This is a genomic window from Stenotrophomonas sp. SXG-1 (genome assembly GCF_014083965.1).
Classification (GTDB): domain Bacteria; phylum Pseudomonadota; class Gammaproteobacteria; order Xanthomonadales; family Xanthomonadaceae; genus Stenotrophomonas; species Stenotrophomonas geniculata.
The window spans coordinates 1049307-1073108 of record NZ_CP046588.1; the positions used below are offsets into that span (position 1 = coordinate 1049307).

At 67.9% G+C, this 23802-nt stretch carries 25 protein-coding genes; 7 read left to right on the plus strand and 18 right to left on the minus strand.

Features of this window, described 5'->3' with window-relative positions:
- Position 1: 1 nt before the first annotated feature.
- From GOC52_RS04805 to purM, 6 genes are all read right to left on the minus strand, one after another.
- Positions 2-826: a DUF3108 domain-containing protein gene (locus tag GOC52_RS04805; RefSeq protein WP_010483630.1), complete on the minus strand. Its 825-nt coding sequence runs from the start codon at positions 824-826 to the stop codon at positions 2-4.
- Positions 827-893: 67 nt separating this feature from the next.
- On the minus strand, positions 894-1553 hold the full coding sequence (purN, locus tag GOC52_RS04810; RefSeq protein ID WP_010483627.1) for a phosphoribosylglycinamide formyltransferase: 660 nt from the start codon (positions 1551-1553) through the stop codon (positions 894-896).
- On the minus strand, positions 1550-2212 hold the full coding sequence (locus GOC52_RS04815) for a DUF2238 domain-containing protein (RefSeq protein ID WP_010483625.1): 663 nt from the start codon (positions 2210-2212) through the stop codon (positions 1550-1552). Before GOC52_RS04815 ends, purN begins: the two co-directional genes overlap by 4 nt.
- Before the next feature lie 41 nt (positions 2213-2253).
- Positions 2254-2676 carry a hypothetical protein gene (locus tag GOC52_RS04820; RefSeq protein ID WP_010483624.1) on the minus strand — a complete coding sequence of 141 codons (423 nt, stop codon included), beginning with the start codon at positions 2674-2676 and terminating at the stop codon, positions 2254-2256.
- Positions 2673-3161, minus strand: a complete 489-nt coding sequence (locus GOC52_RS04825) for a hypothetical protein (RefSeq protein WP_019336866.1) — start codon at positions 3159-3161, stop codon at positions 2673-2675. The genes GOC52_RS04820 and GOC52_RS04825 overlap by 4 nt, the downstream gene beginning before the upstream one ends.
- 22 nt (positions 3162-3183) lie before the next feature.
- Positions 3184-4242, minus strand: coding sequence for a phosphoribosylformylglycinamidine cyclo-ligase (purM, locus tag GOC52_RS04830; RefSeq protein ID WP_010483620.1), 1059 nt, complete (start codon positions 4240-4242; stop codon positions 3184-3186).
- A 99-nt stretch (positions 4243-4341) separates the two neighbouring features.
- Between purM and GOC52_RS04835 the strand changes: the two genes are divergently transcribed.
- Genes GOC52_RS04835 through hda form a run of 3 tightly spaced genes read left to right on the plus strand, consistent with a single transcriptional unit; the run spans position 4342 to position 7354 of the window.
- Positions 4342-5481, plus strand: a complete 1140-nt coding sequence (locus GOC52_RS04835) for a DUF2066 domain-containing protein (protein WP_071306288.1) — start codon at positions 4342-4344, stop codon at positions 5479-5481.
- Entirely contained in the window at positions 5478-6647 is a 1170-nt protein-coding gene (locus GOC52_RS04840; protein ID WP_010483616.1) for an AI-2E family transporter, read from the plus strand. The genes GOC52_RS04835 and GOC52_RS04840 overlap by 4 nt, the downstream gene beginning before the upstream one ends.
- Positions 6647-7354 (plus strand): DnaA regulatory inactivator Hda, encoded by a 708-nt coding sequence (gene hda / locus GOC52_RS04845; RefSeq protein WP_010483615.1) that lies wholly within the window; start codon positions 6647-6649, stop codon positions 7352-7354. Before GOC52_RS04840 ends, hda begins: the two co-directional genes overlap by 1 nt.
- Before the next feature lie 462 nt (positions 7355-7816).
- On the opposite strand, the gene murU is transcribed toward hda, so the two are convergent.
- The 4 genes from murU to GOC52_RS04865 all read right to left on the minus strand — a co-directional run bounded on the left by murU (position 7817) and on the right by GOC52_RS04865 (position 11446).
- Positions 7817-8527: an N-acetylmuramate alpha-1-phosphate uridylyltransferase MurU gene (gene murU / locus GOC52_RS04850; protein ID WP_054171164.1), complete on the minus strand. Its 711-nt coding sequence runs from the start codon at positions 8525-8527 to the stop codon at positions 7817-7819.
- Entirely contained in the window at positions 8524-9549 is a 1026-nt protein-coding gene (locus GOC52_RS04855; RefSeq protein ID WP_191850746.1) for an aminoglycoside phosphotransferase family protein, read from the minus strand. The genes murU and GOC52_RS04855 overlap by 4 nt, the downstream gene beginning before the upstream one ends.
- 64 nt (positions 9550-9613) lie before the next feature.
- Positions 9614-9883 carry a GlsB/YeaQ/YmgE family stress response membrane protein gene (locus GOC52_RS04860; protein ID WP_089239335.1) on the minus strand — a complete coding sequence of 90 codons (270 nt, stop codon included), beginning with the start codon at positions 9881-9883 and terminating at the stop codon, positions 9614-9616.
- A gap of 69 nt (positions 9884-9952) precedes the next feature.
- Positions 9953-11446 (minus strand): M20 family metallopeptidase, encoded by a 1494-nt coding sequence (locus GOC52_RS04865; RefSeq protein WP_191850747.1) that lies wholly within the window; start codon positions 11444-11446, stop codon positions 9953-9955.
- A gap of 216 nt (positions 11447-11662) precedes the next feature.
- On the opposite strand from GOC52_RS04865, the gene GOC52_RS04870 reads away from it, so the two are divergent.
- The 4 genes from GOC52_RS04870 (at position 11663) to GOC52_RS04885 (ending at position 14798) form a co-directional block, all read left to right on the plus strand.
- The gene (locus GOC52_RS04870; protein WP_238794441.1) at positions 11663-11974 is read left to right on the plus strand and encodes a helix-hairpin-helix domain-containing protein; all 312 of its coding nucleotides are present in this window, start codon (positions 11663-11665) and stop codon (positions 11972-11974) included.
- Between the two features lie 352 nt (positions 11975-12326).
- Positions 12327-13412 (plus strand): L,D-transpeptidase, encoded by a 1086-nt coding sequence (locus tag GOC52_RS04875; RefSeq protein ID WP_191850749.1) that lies wholly within the window; start codon positions 12327-12329, stop codon positions 13410-13412.
- A gap of 17 nt (positions 13413-13429) precedes the next feature.
- Entirely contained in the window at positions 13430-14155 is a 726-nt protein-coding gene (locus GOC52_RS04880) for a murein L,D-transpeptidase catalytic domain family protein (protein WP_010483599.1), read from the plus strand.
- 34 nt (positions 14156-14189) lie between these two features.
- Positions 14190-14798: a HutD/Ves family protein gene (locus GOC52_RS04885; protein WP_019337109.1), complete on the plus strand. Its 609-nt coding sequence runs from the start codon at positions 14190-14192 to the stop codon at positions 14796-14798.
- A gap of 213 nt (positions 14799-15011) precedes the next feature.
- On the opposite strand, the gene GOC52_RS04890 is transcribed toward GOC52_RS04885, so the two are convergent.
- The 8 genes from GOC52_RS04890 to GOC52_RS04925 form a co-directional block, all read right to left on the minus strand.
- Positions 15012-16616, minus strand: coding sequence for a sulfite reductase subunit alpha (locus GOC52_RS04890; protein ID WP_191850752.1), 1605 nt, complete (start codon positions 16614-16616; stop codon positions 15012-15014).
- Positions 16613-17584: an FAD:protein FMN transferase gene (locus GOC52_RS04895; RefSeq protein WP_191850754.1), complete on the minus strand. Its 972-nt coding sequence runs from the start codon at positions 17582-17584 to the stop codon at positions 16613-16615. Before GOC52_RS04895 ends, GOC52_RS04890 begins: the two co-directional genes overlap by 4 nt.
- Positions 17585-17638: 54 nt before the next feature.
- Positions 17639-18442 (minus strand): DUF4198 domain-containing protein, encoded by an 804-nt coding sequence (locus GOC52_RS04900; RefSeq protein ID WP_191850756.1) that lies wholly within the window; start codon positions 18440-18442, stop codon positions 17639-17641.
- A gap of 73 nt (positions 18443-18515) precedes the next feature.
- Positions 18516-19034 (minus strand): DUF2271 domain-containing protein, encoded by a 519-nt coding sequence (locus tag GOC52_RS04905; RefSeq protein WP_004147429.1) that lies wholly within the window; start codon positions 19032-19034, stop codon positions 18516-18518.
- Positions 19035-19060: 26 nt separating this feature from the next.
- Complete coding sequence (locus tag GOC52_RS04910; protein WP_010483588.1) at positions 19061-19699, minus strand: PepSY-associated TM helix domain-containing protein; 639 nt, start codon at positions 19697-19699, stop codon at positions 19061-19063.
- 278 nt (positions 19700-19977) lie between these two features.
- Positions 19978-22398 (minus strand): TonB-dependent receptor domain-containing protein, encoded by a 2421-nt coding sequence (locus tag GOC52_RS04915; RefSeq protein WP_191850759.1) that lies wholly within the window; start codon positions 22396-22398, stop codon positions 19978-19980.
- 146 nt (positions 22399-22544) lie between these two features.
- On the minus strand, positions 22545-22955 hold the full coding sequence (locus GOC52_RS04920; RefSeq protein ID WP_049413405.1) for a hypothetical protein: 411 nt from the start codon (positions 22953-22955) through the stop codon (positions 22545-22547).
- Positions 22956-23119: 164 nt separating this feature from the next.
- Entirely contained in the window at positions 23120-23797 is a 678-nt protein-coding gene (locus tag GOC52_RS04925) for a Fe2+-dependent dioxygenase (RefSeq protein WP_049434489.1), read from the minus strand.
- Between the last annotated feature and the right edge of the window lie 5 nt (positions 23798-23802).

Here is a 23802-nt window from a genome sequence, read left to right on the forward strand (position 1 = left end):
CTCAGACTCCTTGGTATTCGATCAGGCGCAGATCGACGCGATCTTCGCCGTCTTCGCGTTGCAGGATGCGCACCGGGGTGGGGACACCGTTGGCGATCCAGAGAATGGTTTCGTTTCTGCCGCCGTTGGTCCGGTAGACCCGCAGCGCGTTGTAGGACAGGTCGCCGACCTCGACGTTCTCGGTCTGCGGCGCGGCCTGGTAGTCGTGTTCGCGGACCTTGCCCATGTCCACGTAGCGGTAGTGCATGGCGGCGCCCGGGCGGGCATCGCGCATGATCGCCAGATTGATCAGCAGCGCGCTCTGGTCGCCCGCCTGCAGCGGGATCGGCTGCGCGCGTTCCTTCTTGACGTCACCGGTCCATTGCGCGGTGCCGGCCTGCCAGTTGTAGGTACCGACCGCCTTCTTGCCCAGGAACAGGCCCTTGCGCACCGTGCTCTGGCTGAGCGGCGCATACACGCCGCTGCGCTCCTCGAACACTGTGCTCTGTTCGATGTTCAGGCCCAGCACGCTGGCAAAGCCGCGGCGGCCGACCACCTGCATGTCCACCCGCCACTGGCTGCCGCCGGTGTGGGTGACCTGCATGCTGGCATCGCCCGCTTCCTTGCCCTTGTAGAAGGCCTGGTAGGTGGCGCTGAACGGCTGCAGCGGCGGTGGCTCCCAGGCCAGTGCCGGTGGCATCGGTACGACCGGCGCCTCGGCAGGCGGCTGCGCTGCGGGCACCGGTGCCGGCGGGGTTGCGGGCGCCGGTGCCTGTCCCCAGCCCACGCCGGGGAACACGGCAAGCGACAGCAGCAATGAAGTGGACAGCAGGGTCGTGGTCTTCATGGAGGACAGGGACCGCAGGAGGGGGCAGGATGCCAGCCCCGCAGTCAGCAGGGCGTGTGCAAGGGCGTTACCGGTTCAGGTTTCCGGCGGAATCTAGGGCCAAGGGGCTAAACAGGGGGTGACCGTCCAGCCAGGGCTGACCCTCCCGTTCAGCCAGGCGGCCCTCGCACAACAGCTGCAGGGTGGCGATCAGCAGCGGATGCTCCACCGCCAGCACGCGCTCGGCCAGGCTGTGCGCGTCATCACCTGGCTGCACCGGTACACGTACCTGCGCCAGCACGGCTCCGGCATCCAGCTCCGGCACCACCAGGTGCACGCTGGCGCCGTGCTCGGCATCGCCGGCCTGCAGCGCCCGGGCATGGGTGTCCAGGCCCTTGTGCAGCGGTAGCAGCGACGGATGGATATTGACCAGCCGGCCATTGAAGCGCTGTACGAAGGCCGCGCCGAGGATGCGCATGTAGCCTGCACAGACGATCCAGTCCGGCTGTACTGCGGCAAGCGCATCGCCCAGTGCCTGCTCGTAGCTGGCGCGGTCACTGAAGGACTTCGGTGCGTGTGCCCAGCGCAGGTTCGGTGCGACGCGCTGCAGGGCCTCCGCGGCGGGGCGGTCGGAAAACACGCCGACCACCTCGGCCGGCAGGCGGCCGCTGCCGATCGCGTCGAGGATGGCCTGCAGGTTGCTGCCGCGGCCCGAGGCGAGCACGGCGATGCGGGTTGGGGCGGTCATTGCAGGGAACTCCGGCGGATCAGTGGCCACGTCAGCAGGCTGCCGACGGTCGCCATCAGCATGTCGGCATGCGCATCCCACATGTCACCCTGCTGGCCGTTGTAGGCTTCGGCAGCATCCGGCGACAGCGCCAGCGCGATGGCCCATTCGAACCATTCGTAGACCAGGCTGGCGCACATCACCGTCATCACTGCCAGAGTGAAGGCCTGGCCCAGCCGCAGCGCTGGCCACGCATGGCGCGCCAGCTGCAGCAGCGCGGGAGTGAAGCAGACGCCGAACAGGAAGTGGATGAGGCGGTCGAAGTGATTGCGCTGCCAGCCGAAGGCCGCATTCGGCGACCAGCCGGTCAGCGCCTGCGCCCAAGCGTCGTAGGGCACGTTGGAATACAGCCAGCGCGCCGCCACGCAGTGCAGCGCGATGAAGCCACAGATGGCGATGAAAGCGCCGTTGCCCAGCCAGCCACCGCGGCGGTCGACCCACAGCAGCGCGGCCAGCCCGATCACGGTCAGGGTGCTGTGCAGGGCCTGTTCGGTAGGCCACAGCGGGTGGACCCAGCTGATGGCGAACACCGCCAGTACGGTGGCAAAGGCCAGCTTCTTGGGGCCCGAGAAGCGGTGGGTGGTGGGCGAAGTGGACGTCGGGAGGGCAGGCGCGGACATGGGAAATCGATCAGGACAGGACGGGGCGTCTGCCGGCAGGTTCAGACACTGAGGTGGTCGCCGCGGTCGAACAGCGCGGCCATTTCAGGCTTGGACAGGAACACCCAGGCATAGGCGGCCAAGGCCATGCCCAGCGGGCCTGCCAGTACGCCCAGCCAGGCTGCGCGCTGGCACCAGGCCAGCCCCGTGCGATGTGACAGCTGGCGCGCGGTGTGCAGCTGCACGAACCCCAGCACGGCGGCCAGCCCGGCGATCGACGCATAGACCGTGGTCAGCATCCAGGCATCGTCCAGCCCGCGTGACTGGGCCACCCAGCCGCTGAGGCCGAGGAACGCCACTGTGGCGACCCAATGGAAGCCGGCCAACGCGTAGAACAGCACTTTCAGCGTCTGCAGATGGCTGACCAGCTGCAGCTGCGCCAGGGTCTGATGTGGCAGCGGCGGCGGATTGCCGGAGGCAGTCATGCGGTCGTGGCGGGAAGGTCGAAGGCGGCCTTGACCTGCGGGCGCAGCAGGGTGATCAGGCTGAACACCCCCAGTGCGGTGCCGATCGGCGTGAACAGGCAGGCCAAGCCGGCCACGATCAGGCACAGCAGGTAGCGGCGGCGACGGGTCAGGCAGCGGCCGGCGTAGGCCACGAACGCGCCCAGGGTCACGCCGCCGAACACGATGACGCAGCCGACGATGGTGAACATCCAGCCGAACAGGCGTTCCTCGGCCGGCGATGACGGCTGGCCGCCGGAATTCATCGGCAGGTTGCCAGTGAGCGCGGTGATGCCCAGCACGATGTGGATGATGAAGATCAGCGAGAACAGCGCGATCAGGGCGCCGACCACGTAGTGCGCGATGGCCAGCATGCGCAGGTGATCGGCATCCTGCGCGCTGAACACCGGTACCGTCGCCAGCGGCGGCGGCACGGGGGCGGGCGACAAGGGGGGCGTTGCGTCCATGCGGGCTCCTGGGTTGCCGGGATCAGCCGATGTGGACGCGCTCGGCGCCTTCGGCGGTGACCACCTGGCCGATGGTCCAGTGCTCCAGGCCCTGCGCCTTGACCGCGTCGGACACTGCAGCCACCTGGTCCGGCGCCACGATCAGCACGAAGCCGATGCCGCAGTTGAAGGTGCGCCACATTTCACTGTCGGCCACCGCGCCTTCCTTCTGCAGCCACTGGAACACCGGCGGCAGGGTCCACGACGAGGCCTGGATGTCCAGGCCCAGGCCTTCGGGCACCACACGGATGATGTTCTCGGTCAGGCCACCACCGGTGATGTGGGCCATGCCGTGGATGGCCTCGCCGTGCGACTTCAGCAGCGACAGGATCGGCTTGACGTACAGGCGGGTCGGCGCCATCAGCGCATCGACCAGCTTCACGCCGCCTTCCAGCTCCAGATCGGCCGGGCGACCGGCGCGGTCGTAGATGCGGCGCACCAGTGAGTAACCGTTGGAGTGCGGGCCGGACGAGGCGATGCCGATCAGCACGTCGCCGGCGGCCACGCTGGCGCCGTCCTTCAGCTCGCTCTTCTCGACCGCAGCGACCGTGAAGCCGGCCAGGTCGTACTCGCCCGGGGCATACATGTCGGGCATTTCAGCGGTTTCGCCGCCGATCAGCGCGCAGCCGGCCTCGGTGCAGCCGTTGGCGATGCCGCCCACGACCGCCGCGGCGGTGTCGATGTCCAGCTTGCCGGTAGCGAAGTAGTCCAGGAAGAACAGCGGTTCGGCACCCTGCACCAGCACGTCGTTCACGCACATGGCGACCAGGTCGATGCCAATCGTATCGTGGCGGTTCAGCTGGTGGGCCAGCTTCAGCTTGGTGCCCACGCCGTCGGTACCGGACACCAGCACCGGCTCGCGGTACTTGTTGGACAGGTCGAACAGGGCGCCGAAGCCACCCAGGCCACCCATCACTTCCGGGCGGAAGCTGCGCTTGACCAGGGGCTTGATCCGCTCGACCAGCTCATTGCCGGCGTCGATGTCGACACCCGCGTCACGGTAGGTGAGGGGGGAGGGGGCGGAAGACGGGGTGTTGGTCACGGGCGTCGGCGCTGGCAGGGGTTGAACGGGCGATTTTAACAGGCCGCATTGGCGCAAAGGCCGTATTCGGGCAACAATTCCCCCGGATACGTCGAGCCAATGGATGTCCTGATGCGCCGCAGCCTGATTCTGACCCTGCTCCTTGCGCTGAGCCTGCCGGTGGCCACGATGGCCCAGAGCGGCCTGCGCACCGAGGGTGATGTTGCCACCGCCACTGGCGCGTACGAGGCCGAAGTGCCCGTCAACAGCCAAGCCGAAGCCGACCGCAACGGCGCCCTGGCCCGCGCCTTGAGCGTTGTACTGGGCAAATTGTCCGGCGATCGCAGCGTGATGTCGCGCCCTGGCGTGGCGCAGGCGCTGCGCAATGCCAAGGATTACGTGGCCAGCTACGACTACAAGCAGGACCAGAGCGTGAGCGCCAGTGGCGCCCCCAGCTTCCGTACCCTGCTGGTGGCCCGCTTCCGCGAGGACGATGTCGATTCGCTGGTGTCGGCGCTGGGCCTGCCGCTGTGGCCGCAGCCGCGCCCGAAGCCGGTGCTGTGGCTGGCCGTCGACGACGGCAGTGGTCCGCGCCTGGTCAGCGTGCAGCAGGCCAACGCCGCCCGCCCGTTGCTGAACCGCGCCATCGAGCGCGGCTACAAGCTGGGCCTGCCCAGCGGTGGTGCCGCCGAACAGGCACTGGCCGGTGCCATCTGGCGTCAGGACAGCGCCGCCGTGGCCCGCGCCTCTTCGCGCTACTCGCCGCCGATGCAGCTGATCGGCAAGCTCTACCGCGCCAACGGTGGCTGGCAGGCGGACTGGGTGTTCGTCGACAACGGCCGTGAGCTGAACAAGTGGACCAGCAAGGACGCCAACGCCATGCGTGCGATGGCCGCCGGTGCCGATGGTGCCGCCGATGCGCTGGTCAAGCGCTATGCCAAGGCGGGCGCCGCCGTCGGCCAGGCCGGCACCTACCGTGTAGTGGTCACCGGCATCAACAGTGCCGATGACTACCTGCGCCTGGCTGCCGGCCTGCGCGAGGTGCCGGTGGTGCGCAACGTCACCCCGCTGCACGCCTCGGCCGGCCAGCTGGAGCTGAGCCTGGAGATGACCACCGGCCTGGCCGGCTTCAACCGCATGCTGGGCGACAACGGTGTGGTGGTGCCGAGCGCACCGCTGCCGGCCCTGCCGACGCCGATCGATGACACCACCGGTACTCCGGTGGCCGCCCCGGTCAGCAACGAGTACCGCCTGCGATGACTCTGACCCCGGAAGCGGAAATCGCGCAGTTCCTGCGCCGCCTGAAGTACATCCTGTTCGCCGGCCTGGTCGGCTGGGTGGTGTGGCTGCTGGCGCCGATCCTGACTCCCTTCGTGCTGGCGCTGGCGCTGGCCTGGCTGGGCGATCCGCTGGTGGACCGCATCGAGGCCACCGGCCGCTCGCGCATGACCGGCGTGGTGCTGGTGTTCGCCGCGATGGTGCTGGTGATCGTGGCGCTGCTGCTGGTGCTGGTGCCGATGATCGAGCGCCAGATCACCACCCTGATCGCGGTCGCGCCGCAGGCACAGGCGTGGTTGATGGAAAAGGGCATTCCCTGGTTCGAGCAGAAGACCGGCCTGGAAGTGATGCAGTGGCTGGACCCGGACCGCCTGATCGAATGGGTGCGCAGCCACTGGCAGCAGGCCGGCGGCTTCGCCACCACGTTCATGGGCTACGTCTCGCGCTCGGGCTTCGCGATGGTGACCTGGGTGGTCAACATCCTGCTGCTGCCGATCCTGGCGTTCTACTTCCTGCGTGACTGGGACAAGCTGGTCGAGCGGGTCGCGTCGGTGATTCCGCGCAACCAGATCGGCACCATCAGCGCGCTGGCGCGCGAATCCAACGAGGTGCTGGGCGCGTTCATCCGCGGCCAGTTCCTGGTGATGCTGGCGCTGGGCGTGATCTATGCCGGTGGCCTGTCGCTGGTTGGCCTGAAGCTGGGCCTGCTGATCGGCCTGATTGCCGGCCTCATCAGCTTCATCCCTTACCTGGGCGCGACCACCGGCATCCTGATGGCGATCATCGCCGCACTGGTGCAGGCGCAGGGCTTCGACCTGAAGCTGCTGATCCTGGTCGGCGTGGTGTTCACCGTGGGCCAGCTGCTGGAAAGCTACGTGCTGACCCCGCGCATCGTCGGCGACAAGATCGGCCTGCACCCGGTGGCGGTGATCTTCGCGGTGATGGCCGGCGGCCAGCTGTTCGGCTTCCTCGGCATGCTGCTGGCGCTGCCGGTGGCGGCGGTGACCAACGTGCTGCTGCGCTATGCGCACCAGCGTTATCGCCAGAGCGAGCTGTACGTGGGCGAGAAGCCTGCGATCGTGCTTGATGGCGTGGTCGATGCCCCCCATATCATCATTCCGAATGACAAGGGCCCCGACCTGAAGTGATGGGTGTGCCGCAACTGCCGCTGGCCCTGCATTACCCGCGGGACCAGCGCCTGGAGACCTTCATCGGCGCGCCGGACGGCGCGCTGGCGCAGCTGCGCGCGATCGCGGTGGGCGCCAGCCACGACTGGGTCTACCTGGAAGGGGCGGCGGGCACCGGCAAGACCCATCAGGCGCTGGCGATGTGTTCCAGCGCCGAGCAGGCCGGCCGCCTGCCGACCTACGTGCCGCTGGCCAGCGCCGCCGGTCGCGTGCGCGCGGCGCTGGATGGGCTGGAGGTGCGCGAACTGGTGGCGCTGGATGGCCTGGACGAGGTTGCCGGCAACCGCGAGGACGAGATCGCGCTGTTCGATTTCCACAACCGTGCGCGCGCTGCGGGCGTTACCGTGTTGTACACGGCGCAGAAGGCGCCGGAAGAGCTGGGCCTGGTACTGCCCGACCTGCGCTCGCGCCTGGGCCAGTGCGTGCGCGTGCTGCTGCAGCCGTTGGATGAGGAAGGTCGCGCGGCGGTGCTGCGTGAGCGTGCACTGCGGCGTGGGCTGGCGATCGACGAGGCGGCCATCGAGTGGCTGCTGTCGCACACCGGGCGCGAGCTGGGTGGATTGATCACGCTGCTGGACTGGCTGGACCGCGAGTCACTGGCGGCGAAGCGGCGGATCACCGTGCCGTTCCTGCGCCAGGTGCTGGAAGAAGGCCGGCCTCGTTACTGAGGGTGGGGTTTGTTTGCAGGGCTGCGCCCTGCACCCGCCGAAGCCGAAGCAACATCAACGTCAACGTCAAAAGCGGGCTATCCGTGGGATGGCGGGGCGCTGTGGGTTTGCGGGGACGCCGTGAACCCATCCATGGGGGCTTGGTCGCCGCATCCATGCGGCTCACACCCCGCAAACCCACAGCCCCCTGCCTTCGACAGGTTTCCGCGGCTGTTGGTGGATGCCGACCTTGGTCGACACCAGAGCAAGCGCAGCGAAGCGACCCGCTTTTGCTTTTCTTTCTCTCTTCCGTGGTTGGACGCCCACGGAAACTGTCAGAGGCCGGGCGGGTGGGCCATGCAGGGGCGTTGGCGCCATGGATGGCGCCATCGAGCTTACAGGGACGTACTTGCAGCGTCCCCTGCATGGCCCACCCGCCCGGCCAAACACGCGATCCGCTCTACGCGACCAACCACGAGGGGCTCAGCCGTTCGCCGCCAACTCAACATCCAGCGCGCGCAGGCGATCCACGGTACCCACATCGGTCCAACGCCCGCGATGGTGCTGCCCCGTCATCAACCCCTGCGCCATGAAATGCTTCTGCAGCGGCACCACCGAGAACTTCGGCGGAACACGCTCGCTACCCGGCGCATCGCCGATCACCGTGCGCCAGTCGGCCACGATCGAAGGGCGGTAGATACCGATGCCGGCATAGGTCAGGCACGGTCCTTCGCGGTCGTGATGCAGCAGCCCCTGCGCATCGAGGCGGTAATCACCTTCGGGGTGTTGCGCCGGGTTGTCGACCAGCACCAGGTGCGCCTGGCCCTGTGGTTCGCGTGGCAGCGTGGCGAAATCGAAATCAGTCCAGATGTCGCCGTTCACCACCAGGAACGGGGCGTCGCCCAGCACCGGCAACGCGTTGAGGATGCCGCCGCCGGTTTCCAGTGGGGTCTGCCCTTCGTACATGAAATGCAGGCGCAGGCCCCATTGGCTGCCATCGCCCAGCGTCGCCGGGAACTGTTCGGCCAGCCATGCGGTGTTGATCACCACCTCGCGCACGCCGAGCGCGGCCAGGCGTTCCAGGTGCCAGACGATCAGCGGTTTGCCAGCCACTTCCAGCAGCGGCTTGGGCGTGTGCAGGGTCAGCGGGCGCATGCGCTCGCCGAGGCCAGCGGCAAAGACCAGCGCCTTCATCGGGCCACGCGCAGCGGTGCGGCCAACTCGGCCAGTGCTGGCTTGATGCGGTCGTCCAGCAACTGCTGCAGCGGCGCCAGTTCGCGATAGCGCGGCAGCACTTCATCCAGATAGGTGATGAAGCGCGGCGCATCGTCCAGGTAGTGGCCCTTGTTGTCGCGGTAGCGCAGGCGGCAGAACAGGCCGAGGATCTTCACGTGGCGCTGGATGCCCATCCAGTCGGCATCGCGCAGGAAGATGGCGCGGTCGGGCACCGGCAGGCCGGCATCGCGCGCGCGCTGGTGATACTGCGACAGCCATTCGTCCACGCGCTGCAGCGGCCAGCTCAGGAAGGCGTCCTTGAACAGACTCACTGCGTCGTAGGCGATCGGGCCACGCACCAGGTCCTGGAAATCCAGCACGGCCGGGCCGCCGTCCACCGGCATCAGGTTGCGCGGCATGTAGTCGCGGTGGGTCATCAGCTGGGCCTGGCCCAGCGCGTTGTCCATCAGCCGGCGGTGGACCAGCTGCAGGCCTTCGATCTCGCCGCAGTCCAGTTCAAGGCCAAGATGGCGCTGCAGGAACCACTCATCGAACAGGCCGGCGTCACGCTGCAGCAGCGCTTCGCCGAACTGGCCGAAATCGGCCGGCACCGGGATGGCCTGCAGGCGCAGCAGCTGTTCGATGGAGCGGCTGAACCACGCGTCGGCATTGCGTTCGTCGAGGATCTTCGCCAGCGTCGGGCCGCCCAGGTCTTCCAGCAGCAGGAAGCCGGCGTCGAGGTCCTGGGCAAGCAGCGCGGGCACGCGCAGGCCGTGATCGTGCAGCAGGCCGCGCATGCGCAGCCACGGCGTGGGGTCTTCCAGCCCCGGCGGGGCGTCCATCACGATGTGGCTGCCACGCTGGCTGGTGGTGCGCCAGTAGCTGCGCATGCCGGCGTCGACCGAGGCGCGTTCGACCACGGCGTTGCCGTCGTCGAGCTGGGTACGGGCCCACTGCAGGCGCTGTGCGCTGCGCTGGGGATCAGAGGCGGGTTCGGTCATGCAGGCATATCCGGGCGCGCCGGGCGCGCCAACGTCGGGGCAGAATGAAAAAGGAGGTGGCGGCTCAGCGGCGGCCGCTGAACAGGCGCAGGATCGCCAGCACGACGACCGCGCCCACGACCGCGCCGAGGAAGCCGGCCGGTTCACCGGGCGCGTACCAGCCCATGTACTGGCCGAACCAGCCGGCCAGCAGCGCGCCGATGATGCCCAGCACGATGGTCAGCAGGCAGCCCATGCGGTTGTTGCCGGGCATGAAGAAGCGTCCCAGCAGGCCGACGAAGAAGCCGACCAGGATGATGTAGAGCCAGCTGGTGCTGCCAAACAGACCGTTCATGCAATCAGTGCCCTCGAAGGATGGACGCAGCCTAGCAAGGCCGGGCTGCGTCCGTCACTGCGTGCTGGATCAGCAGCAGCCGTGGTCGCCGTGGCGGGTGCCGCTGTCGGCGGCCACCGGCGAACCGCTGGTCTCGCCACGCAGGCTGGCCGCGTAGTGCTCGCTGATCACCTTGGACACGCACGAGGTGACCTTCTTGCCCATCGGAATGTGCAGGAACTCGTTCGGGCCGTGGGCGTTGGAGTGCGGGCCGAGCACGCCGGTGATCATGAACTGGGCGCCCGGGAACTTCTCGCCCAGCATGCCCATGAACGGGATCGAGCCGCCTTCGCCCATGTACATCGCCGGCTTGCCGAAGAAGGTCTGGCTGGCATCGTCGATGGCCTTGGTCAGCCACGGTGCCATCGCCGGCGCGTTCCAGCCGGTGGAGGCCTTTTCCAGGTCCAGGGTGACCTGCGCGCCGTTCGGCGGGTCACGCAGCAGTGCTTCCTTCAGCAGTTCGCCGCAGGTCTTGCCATCGGCGGTCGGCGGCAGGCGCAGCGACAGCTTCACCGCGGTATGCGGGCGCAGCACGTTGCCGGCCGATTCCAGCGGCGGCATGCCGCCGATGCCGGTCACCGACAGAGCAGGGCGCCAGGTACGGTTGAGCACCAGCTCGGTCAGGTCGTCGTTCATCGGCTTGAGGCCATCGACCAGCGGGAATTTCTCGAAGATCGCGGTATCGACCACGTCGGCGGCACGCTTGGCCTGTTCCAGGCGCTCGGCCGGAATCTCCACGTTCATGCCCTCGATCAGGATGCGGCCGGTGTCCTGGTCCTCGATGCGCGACAGCAGCTGGCGCAGCAGGCGGAAGCTGGACGGCACCACGCCGGAGGCATCGCCGGAATGCACGCCTTCGTTGAGCACCTTCACGGTGAAGTTGCCGCCGGTCAGGCCGCGCAGCGAGGTGGTGCACCACAGCTGGTCGTAGTTGGCGCAGCCCGAATCCAGGCAGACCACCAGCGACGGCTTGCCGATGCGGTCGGCCAGGTGGTCGACGTAGGCTGGCAGGTCGTAGCTGCCCGATTCTTCACAGGCTTCGATCAGCACCACGCAGCGGGCGTGCGGCAGGCCCTGGGCCTGCAGCGCCAGTACGGCGGCCAGCGAGCCGAAGATGGCGTAACCGTCGTCGGCGCCGCCGCGGCCATACAGCTTGTCGCCGCGCAGGACCGGGGTCCACGGGCCGAGGTCGTCGTCCCAGCCGGTCATTTCCGGCTGCTTGTCCAGGTGGCCGTAGAGCAGGATGGTGTCGTCGCCGGTTTCGGCGCCGGTAGCCGGAATTTCCAGGAAGATCAGCGGGGTACGGCCTTCCAGGCGCACCACTTCAACCTTCAGGCCGGGCAGCTGCTGGGCCTTGGCCCAGTTCTCCATCAGCGTGACCGCCTGTTCCATGTAGCCGTTCTGCACCCAATTGGCGTCGAACATCGGCGACTTGTTGGGAATGCGGATGTAGTCGACCAACTGCGGGACGATCTCGCTGTCCCACTTGTCATTGACGAATTGGCCGAGCTTGGCGCTGTCCATCTGAAACTCCGATTGCATGGGCTGTGATCGCGACATTCTACGCCTGTGCCGTGGGTAGGGTTTTTCCTACATCACGTCGGGTATTTGGCTGGCTTTTAGAAATCCAGGAAACCGATAGGCTGTGTGCATGTGGTGACGGACACTGTTCCTACCGACGGGATTGCCGGTCGGGACGGTCAGAACCACAAGGAGATACACGTCGTGCCTTGGAGTGTCGTGTTGAGGGCACTGGTGCTGGTCGTGTGGATCGCAGGGGCGCATGCCGCCGAACCGATCGACATCAACCGCGCCGATGCCCAGGCGCTGCAGCAGGGATTGACGATGGTCGGAGCCGCCAAGGCCGAGGCGATCGTCGAGCACCGGCGCAGACACGGCCCGTTTCATTGCGTCGAGGACCTGGCGCAGGTGAAGGGGATAGGGAAAGCAATCGTCGAACGGAATCGACAGCGGATCACCGTAGGCAACAGGTTGTTGCCGGCGGATCCGGTACCCGGATCGGTACCGGTGCGAACCGTACCGAGGCGCTGACAGCAGGAATCGTCGGAACCGGCAGGAGGCTGGTTCACCGGTCACGGACAGGAAGGCCGTGACCACCGACCGCCGCAGGACGCGGCACCACTCACCAGGATGGTGGCATCACAGACCTGTGGAAGGGGCTGAGATACAAACAGGACAGACGCGGCCGCGTGCAGGATGCAACGCTACCCCCACAGCGCAGGATGCGAGGGGGCGGCAGCAGGCCGACAAGGACGTAACGATTGCCCGGTACGACACATGGCTGTGTCGCCGGGCAGTTTCATTTCCGGCGCCTGGTTTTGCCGCGGCCACCACGGGCCGATGGTGTACGGTGGCCGCTCCGCATGGAAAGGACCCCCGCTGGATGCTTCCGCACCGCCCCACGACCCTGATGCTCGCCCTTGCACTGGCCCTGCCGCTGCTGGCCCATGCCGCTGCGCCTACGCCGGCCGCCAAGCCTGCAGCTGCCGCTGCGGCCACCGCCGAGGTACGCGGACCGACCGACCTCAAGCCGGGCGAATACCTGTGGCATCCGGAAATCTCGCCGACCGGCCCGATCGTGCTGGTGGTCAGCCTTGATGAGCAGCGCGCCTATGTCTACCGCAACGGTATCGCCATCGGCCTGACCACGATCAGCTCGGGCAAGGCCGGGCACGAGACGCCGACCGGTGTGTTCACCATCCTGCAGAAGGACAAGGACCACAAGTCCAACCTCTACAACAGCGCGCCGATGCCGTACATGCAGCGGCTGACCTGGGACGGCATCGCCCTGCATGGCGGCAGCCTGCCCGGGCATCCGGCCTCGCACGGCTGCGTGCGCCTGCCGCAGGCCTTCGCGCAGAAGCTGTTCAGTGAAACCCAGCGCGGCGATACCGTGGTCGTGGCCGATGCCAAGAGCTCGCCGATGACCCTGGCCTATCCGTCGGTGCTGGCGCCGGTGAACGCGCGCGGCCAGGCCCTGCCGGAGACCGAGGGCGGAGCCCCGGCACAGGCCTGGTGGAACGACGCCGCGGCGCCGGCCGGGCAGGTCGGCATCCTGGTCAGCCTGCACGACCAGCGCCTGTACGTGCTGCGCGACGGCGTGATGATTGGCGAGTCGCCGCTGAAGGCCGACGCCTTGCCGGCCTTCCAGGGCACCACGCTGTTCGTGATGGGGCAGGGTTACAGCGACACCCCCAGCCCGCTGGACGTGAACCAGCGGCTGCACCAGTGGACGGCCTATCCGTTGCTGGGCCAGGACCGTGCCCAGGCCACGCCGGACCTGCTGGCCACGCCCTCGCTGCCGATGGCGCTGCCGACCGATTTCGCTCGCCAGCTGTACCAGGTGCTGGTGCCGGGCACGACCCTGCTGGTCACCTCGCTGCCGGCGGTCCGCCCAAGCCCGGCTGAATCCGGAATGCAGCCGGTCTTGGAATCTGAGCCGCCAGGGTCCACCCTCAAGGGCAACTGAGTCCCCTCGTTGTGCCCATGACTGCATCCCGCCTGTGCCGGCTGGCCGCGTTCGGCCTGCTGGCGACCTCGGCCAGCGCCCCGGCGCTGGCACAGACGCCCGCCCTCGCCACCTCTGCCGATGATCTGGCTGCCCTGCTGTCGCGCAGTGCGCCCAAGGCCGACCGCCACGTGCTGCAGCTGGCGGCGCACGCCATGCGCTGTGCGTTGCAGCGGCCGGAACTGGGCATCAATGGTGATCGCCTCAGCGTGATCGATTACTCGCGCCCGTCCACCGAGCCGCGGCTGTGGGTGTTCGACCTGGCCCATCAGCGCCTGTTGTTCGAGGAATGGGTGGCGCATGGCCGCAACAGCGGCGAGAACCGCACCGAGCACTTCTCCAACCGCGACGGCAGTTTCATGTCCAGTCTCGGCGCGTTCACCGCGCAGGAGACCTACATGGGCGGCAATGGATATTCGCTGCGCCTGGCCGGCCTGGAACCGGGCTTCAATGACCGCGCGCGTGACCGAGCGATCGTCATCCATGGTGCGCCGTACGTGAACCCGGCTACCGCGCAGCTGCAGGGGCGGCTGGGACGCAGCCTGGGTTGCCCGGCGGTGCGGCTGTCGGTGGCCAAGCCGCTGATCGATGCGTTGCGTGGTGGCACGATGGTGTTTGCTTACTACCCCGACCAGGATTGGCTGAAGCACTCGCAGCTGCTGGCCGGCGGGTGCGGTGGACAGGGCACGCTCGCCACGCGGTGATGCACGACGGCGCGCGGCATGATGCAATGCGTGGATGAACATCGACTCCCTGCTGCACACTCCGAGCCAGGTCATTTCCAGCCTGGACTATCGCCGCGAACGCTGGCGGAATGGACTTGGCTGGACCCGCGAGATCCTGCGCCTGCCTGCGCAGGGGGATGACTGGGCGCTGCGCCTGTCGGTGGCCGAGATCGAGCAGGACGCCGCGTTCTCCGCCTTCCCCGGCGTGGAGCGCGAACTGGTACTGCTGCAGGGCAATGGCGTGCGCCTGCGCTTCGACGATGGCCGTGTTGCCGAGGTGCTGCCGCCGCATGGACGGGTGCGCTTTGCCGGCGAGGAAACCCTGCACGGTGAACTGGTCGATGGCACCACCCACGACTTCAACCTGATGTGGAAGCGCGAGTTGCTGCAGGCCGAACTGCTGCACCGGCCGCTGGTGGGCGCGATGTTCTTCTTCTGCGAACCGGGCGTGGCCTGGGCGCTGCATCTGCTGTCCGGTCAGGCAGAGTTCGGTGCCGACAGCGGCCTGCCCGCGCTACGGGCCGGCGATACCGCGTGGTTGGCGGCCGGCGAACGTCAGCGGCACGCGTTGCAGGGCGGTGGCGAGTTGTTGGCGATACGGGTCAGTGCGGCGGCGGGATGATTCCTGGGCGCCGGTGGCTCAATCCACGCATGGCGTGGATCTACTGGGGTGTAGTTGCCATGCCTGGACACGCCGCGCAGTAGATCCACGCCATGCGTCGATACGGCCGCCAATGCTGCGTCATGGTGCGAACCAAGGTTCGCACCCACCAGAAGGCGGTTCGCAGGCGTCGGTGCGTTCAGTAGATCCACGCCATGCGTGGATGCGGCAACCTCAATACACATCGCGCCGGTAGCGACCGGCCAGCAACAGCGCTTCCTTGCCCGCAACACCCAGCACCTGTTCGATCACCGCATCCACCGCCGGGGCCATGCCCTGCAGGCTGCCGCAGACCAGGATCGTGGCGCCTTCATCCACCCACTGCCGCAGCGTTGCCGCTTCGGCCAGCAGCCGGTCCTGCACATAGCGATGCGCGCCGCCGTCGCGGCTGAACACGGCATCCAACCGTGCCAGTGAGCCGTCGGCCAGCCTTGCCTGCAGTTCTTCACCGAAGTGGAAGTCGTGGGCGGCGGTGCGCTCACCGAACAGCAGCCAGGTACGGCGCGCGCCACGCTGGGCACGTTCGTGCAGATGCGCGCGCAGGCCGGCGATGCCGGTGCCGTTGCCGATCAGCAGCAGCGGTACATCGGCGGGCACGCCATGGAAATTGTCGTTGCGGCGCAGGCGCAGCTGCACCGGTTCGGCGATGGCCGCGTGGTCGCACAGCCAGCCGCTGCCGATGCCAGGCGTGCCGTCCGCGCGCAGCTGTCGGCGCAGCAGCAGCTCGACCGCACCGTCGGCCATCACCGAGGCGATCGAGTACTCGCGATGGGGCAGCGGTTGCAGGGTCGCCAGCAATGCGGGCAGATCACCCGGGGGAACCAATGAGGGCAGGTGCGAGCGCGCGACGCGTGCCAGCAACGTCTGCCCGTCATCCAGCACGGTATCCGCATCGAAGCGTTGTGCGTCCAGCCAGGCACGCACGGTGTGCGGTGCGTGCTGCGGGCCGATCTCGGCGATGTCACCGGCCTGCCACTGCGCATCTGCATCGGCCGGGGGCTGCAGGCGCAACCAATACACGGGGGCGCCGGGGCTGCCCGGGTTCAGATGCTCACGTTGCAGCAGCGTCCACGGCTGGTACTCGGCCGGGCTCCAGTCGGGCAGTTCGCTGGCGCCGCCGCCGAGCTGGCCCAGCAACTGCTGCCAATGGCGCAGCGCGGCCGGATCGGCGTTGTCGACCTCGATCGCATCGAACAGCGGATGCGCACCGTGCTGGCGCAGCCACTGGTCGAGCTGGTGGCCGAATCCGCAGAAGTGGCCGTAACTGCGGTCGCCCAGTGCGAGCACGCCGTACTGCAGGTGCTGCAGCGCAGGCGGTGAGGTCATCACGCCGCGCAGGAACGGCAGCGCATGATCGGGTGGGTCGCCTTCGCCAGTGGTGCTGGCGATGAACAATGCACGCTGGCTGTCGGCCAGCAGCGTGGCGTCGACCTCATGCAGGCCGCGCACACGCACCGGCACGCCGGCACCGCGCAATGCCTCGGCACTGCGTTCGGCCAGTTCGCGGGCAAAACCGGTCTGGCTGGACCAGACCAGCAGGATCGGTGCGACGTCGCCACAGGCGGCATCGTCGCGCGGTCGCCCACGCCACCACAGTGCGGCGCAGGCCAGCGCATACAGCGCGGTGGCGATGATCGCGATCTGCGTTTGCCGTGCCGGCGGCGCGCCCTGCCACCAGGCTTCACCCAGATGCAGCCGCAGCAGCGCCCAGCCGATCACTGCCAACAGGAACAGAGCCAGTGCGTTGCCGAGCCACGCGCGCGATGGACGTGCGCTCATGCGTCCTGCTCGTCGAGCAGGCGCTGGAAAGCGCTGCTGAGGAATTCGCGGGGGCCTACGGCGGCCCGTTGCAGGTAACGCACGGCCAGCCCTTCGCGTTCGGCCAGCGCCATGCCCTGTTCGTGGCCGAGCACGGTCAGTGCGGTGGCCCAGGCATCGGCGTGCATGGCGTCGTCGGCCACCACGGTGACCGCTGCGGCGACCAGCCGCACCGGTCTGCCAGAGCGCGGGTCCAGGCTGTGACTGTAAGCCTCGCCATCGGCCTGGTACTGGTGCCAGCGATCACCGGAGGTGGCCACCGCCTTGTCCTCCAGCGCCAGCACCCGCGGTGGTGTTTCGGTGTGCGCGTCTTCTTCCGGTGCGGATTCCACCAGTACGCGCCAGGGGTGGCCGTCGGGCTTGCGGCCGTAGCCGGCCAGTTCGCCACCGACCTCGATCAGTGCAGCAGCGATGCCCTGATCGCGCAGCCAGGCGGCCACGTGATCGACGCCGAACCCCTTGGCGATCGCCGACAGGTCCAGTTCCAGTCCGCCCGGTTGCAGCAGCGCATCGCTGCGCAATTGCAGGCGCTGCCAACCGCAGCGCTCACGCGTTGCCTGCAGGGTAGCGTCGTTGGGCTGGCGGCGTTCGCCGGCATGTGCACCGAAACCCCACAGTGCCACCAACGGGCCGACGGTGGGATCGAATGCACCATCGCTGGCGGCGGCGATGGCCTGTGCGCAGGCCAGCACCTGGCGGGTCTCAGCCGGCAGCACGCACCATTGGCCAGCGTTGGCGCGGTTGTAGCGGCTCAGGTCCGAGCCGGGCTCCCAGGTGCTCATCTGCGCGACCACCTCGTCCAGCCGCGCCTGGATGCCGGCATGCAGCGGGTGCAGGTCGCGCTGGCGCGGCGCGACCAGCGACACGCTCCAGGTGGTGCCCATGGTGGTGCCACCGAGGCGGGCGCTGTCGAGCTGGGGATCGGTCATGGTGGTGTGCTGCAGATGCGATGCCGGGGCTGCCCGGCATCGCGGTCCACGTCATTACTGCGGCAGCACTTCCAGCGTGGCCACGTAGCTCAGGCGGCGCTTGGCGGCCTGCTTCACCGAGGTCTTGTTGTCCTCGGTGCCGGTTTCCAGCCAGTACATGCCAGCTTCCGGCCAGGTCACCTTGATCTCGCCCTTGGCATCGCTGGTGACCTTCAGTTCGTCCTGCGCGTTGCGGTAGCGGGTACCGCCACGCACGATCTCGAACTCCAGGCCGGTGGCCGGCTTGCCGTCGACCAGCACGCGGAAGGTGGCTTCCTCGCCGGCGAACAGGTCGTTCGGGTGGCCGACGGCGACCAGCTCGATGCCACGGTTGGTGGGCTTCAGCGCGGTGTCGTTCGGCGCACCGTTGGTGACGAAGGTCTCCACGCGGCCGACCGACTGGCTCACTTCCAGCTTCTTTGCGTCCTTGGGCAGTTCGCCGAAGGTGGCGACGCTGCCGCGCCAGCGCTTGCGCTCGCCGTTCTGCTCGTAGGTGGCGAACAGGCCGTCGTTGACCGACGCGATGCGGTAGGTGCCCGGCTGCTTCAGTTCGATGTCGAACACGCTGCGGTACTTGCCGGTGGAGGCGTTCTGCGGCTGCACGGTGCTGCCGTCCGGCGCGGTGATCACCAGCGATTCCAGGCGCAGCGGCACGTGGTTGAAATAGAACAGGTCGTTGGAGACCGCACCGTCGACAGTGATCCACGGCGCGTTGCCGGCGATCACGGTCTGCGAGGGCAGCAGCCAGGCCTTGTGGGCCAGGGCGGAGAAGGGAAGGGCAGCGGCCAGGGCGGCGGCGAGGACGAGCGTGCGCTTCATGCGGAGGACTCCAGTGGATGCGGGTGATGCGGCAAGGAAGAGGGGGCTACGACTTGATCCCCTCCGTCCCCTCTCAGGGTTTGACGGCGAGGGTGACCTGGCCCAGTTCGGTGGCGCCCTGCGCCTTGCCGTTCTGTGCGGCGGTGGCCGGCCAGGTGAAGGGAATCTTCAGCAGTTCACGGCCGCCGACTTCGCGCACCGCTTCCACCACCAGGGTGTAGTTGCCCGGGGCCAGCTGCTTCAGTGCCGGCTGCTTGTCGTTGAACGACAGCGCGTGCTTGCCGGCCGGGCGGGTCGGGCCGGTCACGCCGTCCACCGGCACCTGCAGGGTGCGGCCGCTCTTGCGCCACCACTGGCGCAGGTCGGGCAGCCACTTGGTGCCATGGCCTTCGCTGTTGCTGGTCTGCTGGTACCAGACCGACAGGTTGGCCGCGACCTTCTGGTCGGCGCCTTCCAGCCACACCGCCACGTACGGGCGGTGGTACTCGGCCACGTTGAGCTTGGGCACTTCGACGTTGATGTCGAGCGTGGTGGCATAGGCCGGCGAAGTGGCCAGCAGGCCGCTGAGGGCGATGGTCAGGGTGACGCGCATGGGGCGGCTCCAGGAACGAAGGAAAGTCAGTGGATCAGCAGCAGGGCGATCAGCAGCGGGATCATCAGGCCGAGGCCGACCAGCGGCCAGGTCATGCGCCGCTGCCGCGCATGCAGGTGCAGCAGGAACAGGCCGGTGATGCAGAACACCAGGCAGGCCACGGCGAACAGGTCCAGAAACCAGCCCCACGCCGGGCCGGCATTGCGGCCCTTGTGCAGGTCGTTGAGGTAGGACACCGCGCCGCGCGAGGTTGATTCGTATTCCACCGCGCCGGTCTGGCGATCGATGCTCAGCCAGGCATCGCCACCGGGGCGCGGCAGCGACAGGTAGATCTCTTCGGCCGACCATTCGGCCGGGCGGCCGCCAATGGCGATGCCCAGCTGCGTATCCAGCCATTGCCGCGCCGGGCGCGGGATCGGCGCGTTGCCGTCTTCGCGGGTGCCCAGTTGGCCCAGCAGTTCGGCCGGCAGCTCCAGATGCTGGTTCTGCACCTCGGGCTTGGCCTCGATCTTCGCGGCATGGTTGAGGGTCAGGCCGGTCACCGCGAACAGCAGCATGCCGATCAGGCACACCGCCGAGCTGATCCAGTGCCACTGGTGCAGCGTCCGCAGCCAGAAGCCACGGTTCTGTTGCTGCTGCACGGTGGAAGAGGCAGGACGGCTCACGGCACGGTTCGGGGCGGACGGGGACTGCCCATTACATCATTGATGAGAATAGCTCGCAATTGCGTGTCGTTCTGTATCCCGGAGGGGGGGTATCGGCTGCCGGCCAGCGGCAGGCACTACCGCTACCGCGGGTCGGTAGATCCACGCCATGCGTGGATGAAGCGGTGCCGACCAAGGTTGGCACCCACCAGAGCAGGGCGGTGCCGACCCAGGTCGGCCCTCACCAGATCAGGGCGGTGCCAACCAAGGTTGGCACCCACCAAGGCGGTGCGCGGCGATCAGAACTTCGCGTTGAGCGAGATCCAGTAGCTGCGGCGCTGGTCCTTGGTCGCATAGTCGTCCACGCAGTTGAATTCGCTCTGGCTGATCAACAGGCACGACTGCGAGACGAAATCCTTGTCGAGCAGGTTGTTGACCCGTGCGTTCACCGTCAGCCAGGGCGTGGCCTTCCAGCTGCCACCGAGATGGAAGATCGTGTAGTTCTCGTAGTAGCGGGTGTGGCTGGCGCCGCTGGCATCCAGCAGCGTGTCGCGGTAGCGGTCGTAGCGGCCCTCACCGATCAGCGACAGGCTGACCGCTTCATTGATCTGCCAGTTGAGGCTGGCGTTGGCCATGTGTTTTGCCGGCATGGTGCCGCTGATCGGCAGCCCCTTCTGTGCGCCACTGGTCTGCTCACTCTTCGTCCAGGTGTAGTTGCCGCGCAGCTGCAGGGTGTCGAGCAGGTCGACATGCGCGGCCAGTTCGGCGCCGCGGGTCTCGGCCTTGTCGATGTTCACGCTCTGGGTGAAGGTGCTGTAGCCCAGTGCTGCCCAGCCTGGGCCGATGTCCACGCAGTAGCCGCTGCCGGCGCGGGCCACTTCGCAGTTGGGGAAGGTGCCGCCGCTGGCGATCTTGTCCTCGAATTTGTTGAAGAAGCCGGTCACGTTGAAGCCCCAGCGCTGGCCCTCGTAGTAGGCGGCCAACTCGTAGTTGGTGCTGGTTTCAGGCTTCAGGTTCGGCGAACCCACCAGCGGCAGCACGCCCTGGCCACCGAAGCCGGTGATGCCCGGGAACAGCTGGTCCGGACGCGGGGTCTTGTAGCCGGTGCTGACGCCGCCCTTGAAGGTCCACGCGTCGCTGGCGTTCCACACCAGGTAGCCGCGCGGGCTGACGTGGCTGCCGAACACGTTGTGGTCGTCGTAGCGCAGGCCGAAGGTGGCGGTGAGGGTATCGGTCAGCGCCCAGTTGTCCTCGGCGAACAGGGCCCACATGCGGTGCTTCTGCTTGGTGTTGCTGCGGTAACCGGCGCCATCCATGCCGAACACGCCATCGATCATGTCGGTGTCGTTGTACTGGCCGCCGACGGTCAGCTTGTGCGCGCCGAAGTCGAGGTCGAGCATCGTGTCGAGCACGTAGCCTTCCAGTTCCATCGTGCGCAGCGGGCGCGGCAGGAACGCCTGCAGGCGCGCCATCTCGCTGGGATTGAGTGCGGTCAGCGCATTGCCGCGGCCGGCCGCACAGTTGTTGGCGGCACCGGTGCGGCGGCAGACGTCATTCCACAGCGTCTGCAGGTTGGCGCGCTCGTCCAGGGTCAGCGGCAGCGAGCGGCCGAGATTGCTGCTCTTGCTGTGGGTCAGCGAGGTCTGCCAGGTGCCGAAGCTGTAACGGCCCTGGTGGGTCAACGACAGCTGGTCGCGCTCGTAGCGCTGGTAGGCGGTGTAGCCCACGCGCGGCTGCACCACGCGGCGGGTGACGGTGCCGCTGCCGTTCGGGTTGGGGATGACCGAGTTGCCGACGCGCCAGAGGCTGGCCAGGCTGTCCAGCGTGCCGGTCTGTCCTTCGCTGTTGTCGTACTTCTGCCGCGACACGTCGTAGTCCAGCCACAGTTCGTGATCATCGTTGACGCGGAAGTCCAGGCGTACGCCGGTGTTCCAGTTGGTGTTGGCCACCGACTTGCCACCGCCGCCGAAGCCGATGCTGCGCTCCCACAGGCTGCCGTCGGGCAGGGTCAGTGCATCCCACTCCGGATTGGAGGCCTTGGCGTCGTAGTAGCTGCCGCGCACCGCCAGGCTGAGGCGGTCCTTCAGCAGCGGGCCGCTGAGGTACAGGTCGGTGGTGCGTGCATCACCGAACTGGTCATCCTGCTGCACGGTGAAGCCCTGGGTCACGGCGCCGTGCCAGCTGTCTTGGTTGCGTCGGGTGATGATGTTGATGACGCCACCCATTGCATCCGAGCCATACAGCGTGGACATCGGGCCGCGCACCACTTCGATGCGTTCGATCGCGTCCAGCGGCGGCAGGTAGGCGAACTGGCCGCCACCGAAGTTGTTCGGATACAGCTGGCCGACATTGCTCTGGCGGCGGCCGTCGATCAGCACCAGCGTGTACTCGGACGGCAGGCCGCGCATGGAGATGGTGGCACGACCGTTCTTGTCGCTGGCTTCCAGGCCGACATCGATGCCTTCGACGTCGCGCAGCGCGTCGACCAGGTTGGTGTAGGGGCGCTTGCTGAGTTCTTCGCGACTGACCACGCTGATGCTGGCCGGTGCATCGACCACCTTCTGCTCGAAGCCGGAGGCGGTGACCACCACTTTGTCCAGCGTCTGCGGCGCGCCGGAAGCGTCACCGTGGGCGAAGGCAGGGGCGGTCATGGCCGCCAGTACGGCACTGGTCAGCAGGGTACGGGACAGGGACGAACGGACACGATGGCGCTGGGCCATGGCAGTAACCTCGAAGGATGCAGGGTGGTGCAATGCCAGGCGCGAGTGGCGCGGCATGCACGGGGAGGCCCGGTCAGGGGCGGCAGGGAGGAAGCAGGCAGCGGCGCGCTGACGCGACCGCGCAGGCGGTCACGCGGGGCCGTGGATCAGGCGAGCGGCGGCGCCTGGCCGCGTTGCTGGCGGCGCCCGGGCGCGTCGGCCCAGGGCGTGTCCGGAGCGGCCAGCGGCCAATCCGGGCGCACACCGGGCATGGCCGGCGTGGCGGGTACGAGTTCACGTTCGGTACGCAGCCACTGGCTGGCCAGCAGCAGCGGCGGGTGTGCCTTCTCGGCTGATTTCACCGGCGCGGCAGCACAGCGACGCAGCTTGGCCGGGGCTTCTTCCTGCAGCGGGGCTTCGCCGCCACGCTCTTCCAGCGGCGGCTGCACTGCCTGCGCGGCGTTGCCGGCGTGGGCCTCTGGGAGCAGCGGCAGAGTACCCATCAGCAGTACCAGCATCGCCACCCACGCCAGCAGGCTGGCCAGCGCAGGACGCTGGCCGCGCATGGCGGTGCCCATCTTGCGATGGATGAGTGGGCGAGGGCGAAGCGGGCGCAGCAAGCAGGGGTCCCCAGGGGTCTGCCGGCAGTGGCCGGCATCAACGGGGCGTGATTGTAATGAGAGCTGTTAGCTGTTGCAAATGAGAATGATTGCCAAAATGTCGCAGACTGGTCGGATGGGGCTCAGACTTCGCTCCAGCGCCGCAGCAGGTTGTGGTACACGCCGGTCAGCTGCAGCACCGCTTCGGCGTCGCCGCCGGTCTGCCGCAGGCGCTCGATCGAACCGTCCATTTCCCACAGCAGGCGGCGCTGCACATCATCGCGGATCATGCTCTGCACCCAGAAGAACGAGGCCACGCGCGCGCCGCGGGTGACCGGCCGCACCTGGTGCAGGCTGCTGGACGGGTACACGATCAGGTCGCCCGCCGGCAGCTTCACTTCATGCTCGCCGTAGGTGTCGCTGATGATCAGTTCGCCGCCCTCGTACTCGTCCGGCGCCGACAGGAACAGGGTGCAGGAGATGTCCGAACGCAGCTGTTCGCCGTTGGCCAGGTTCATCACCGCGCCGTCGACATGGAAGCCATAGGTGCCGCCGCCGCTGTAGCGGTTGAAGCGCGGTGGCAGGTACTTCAGTGGCAGCGCGGCGCTGAAGAACAGCGGGTGCCGGGCCAATGCGACGAGGACGATCTCGCCCAGTTCGCGGCGCAGCGGTGAGGCCTCGGGCAGCTGCTGGTTGTGCTTGGCCTGTGCGCCCAGATGGCCGACCGTCTCGCGGCCATCGGTCCAGTCGGCGGCATCCAGCCGGCGGCGGAAGTCGGCCACCTGGTCGGCGCTGAGAATGTCGGGGATGTGCAGCAGCATGCGGG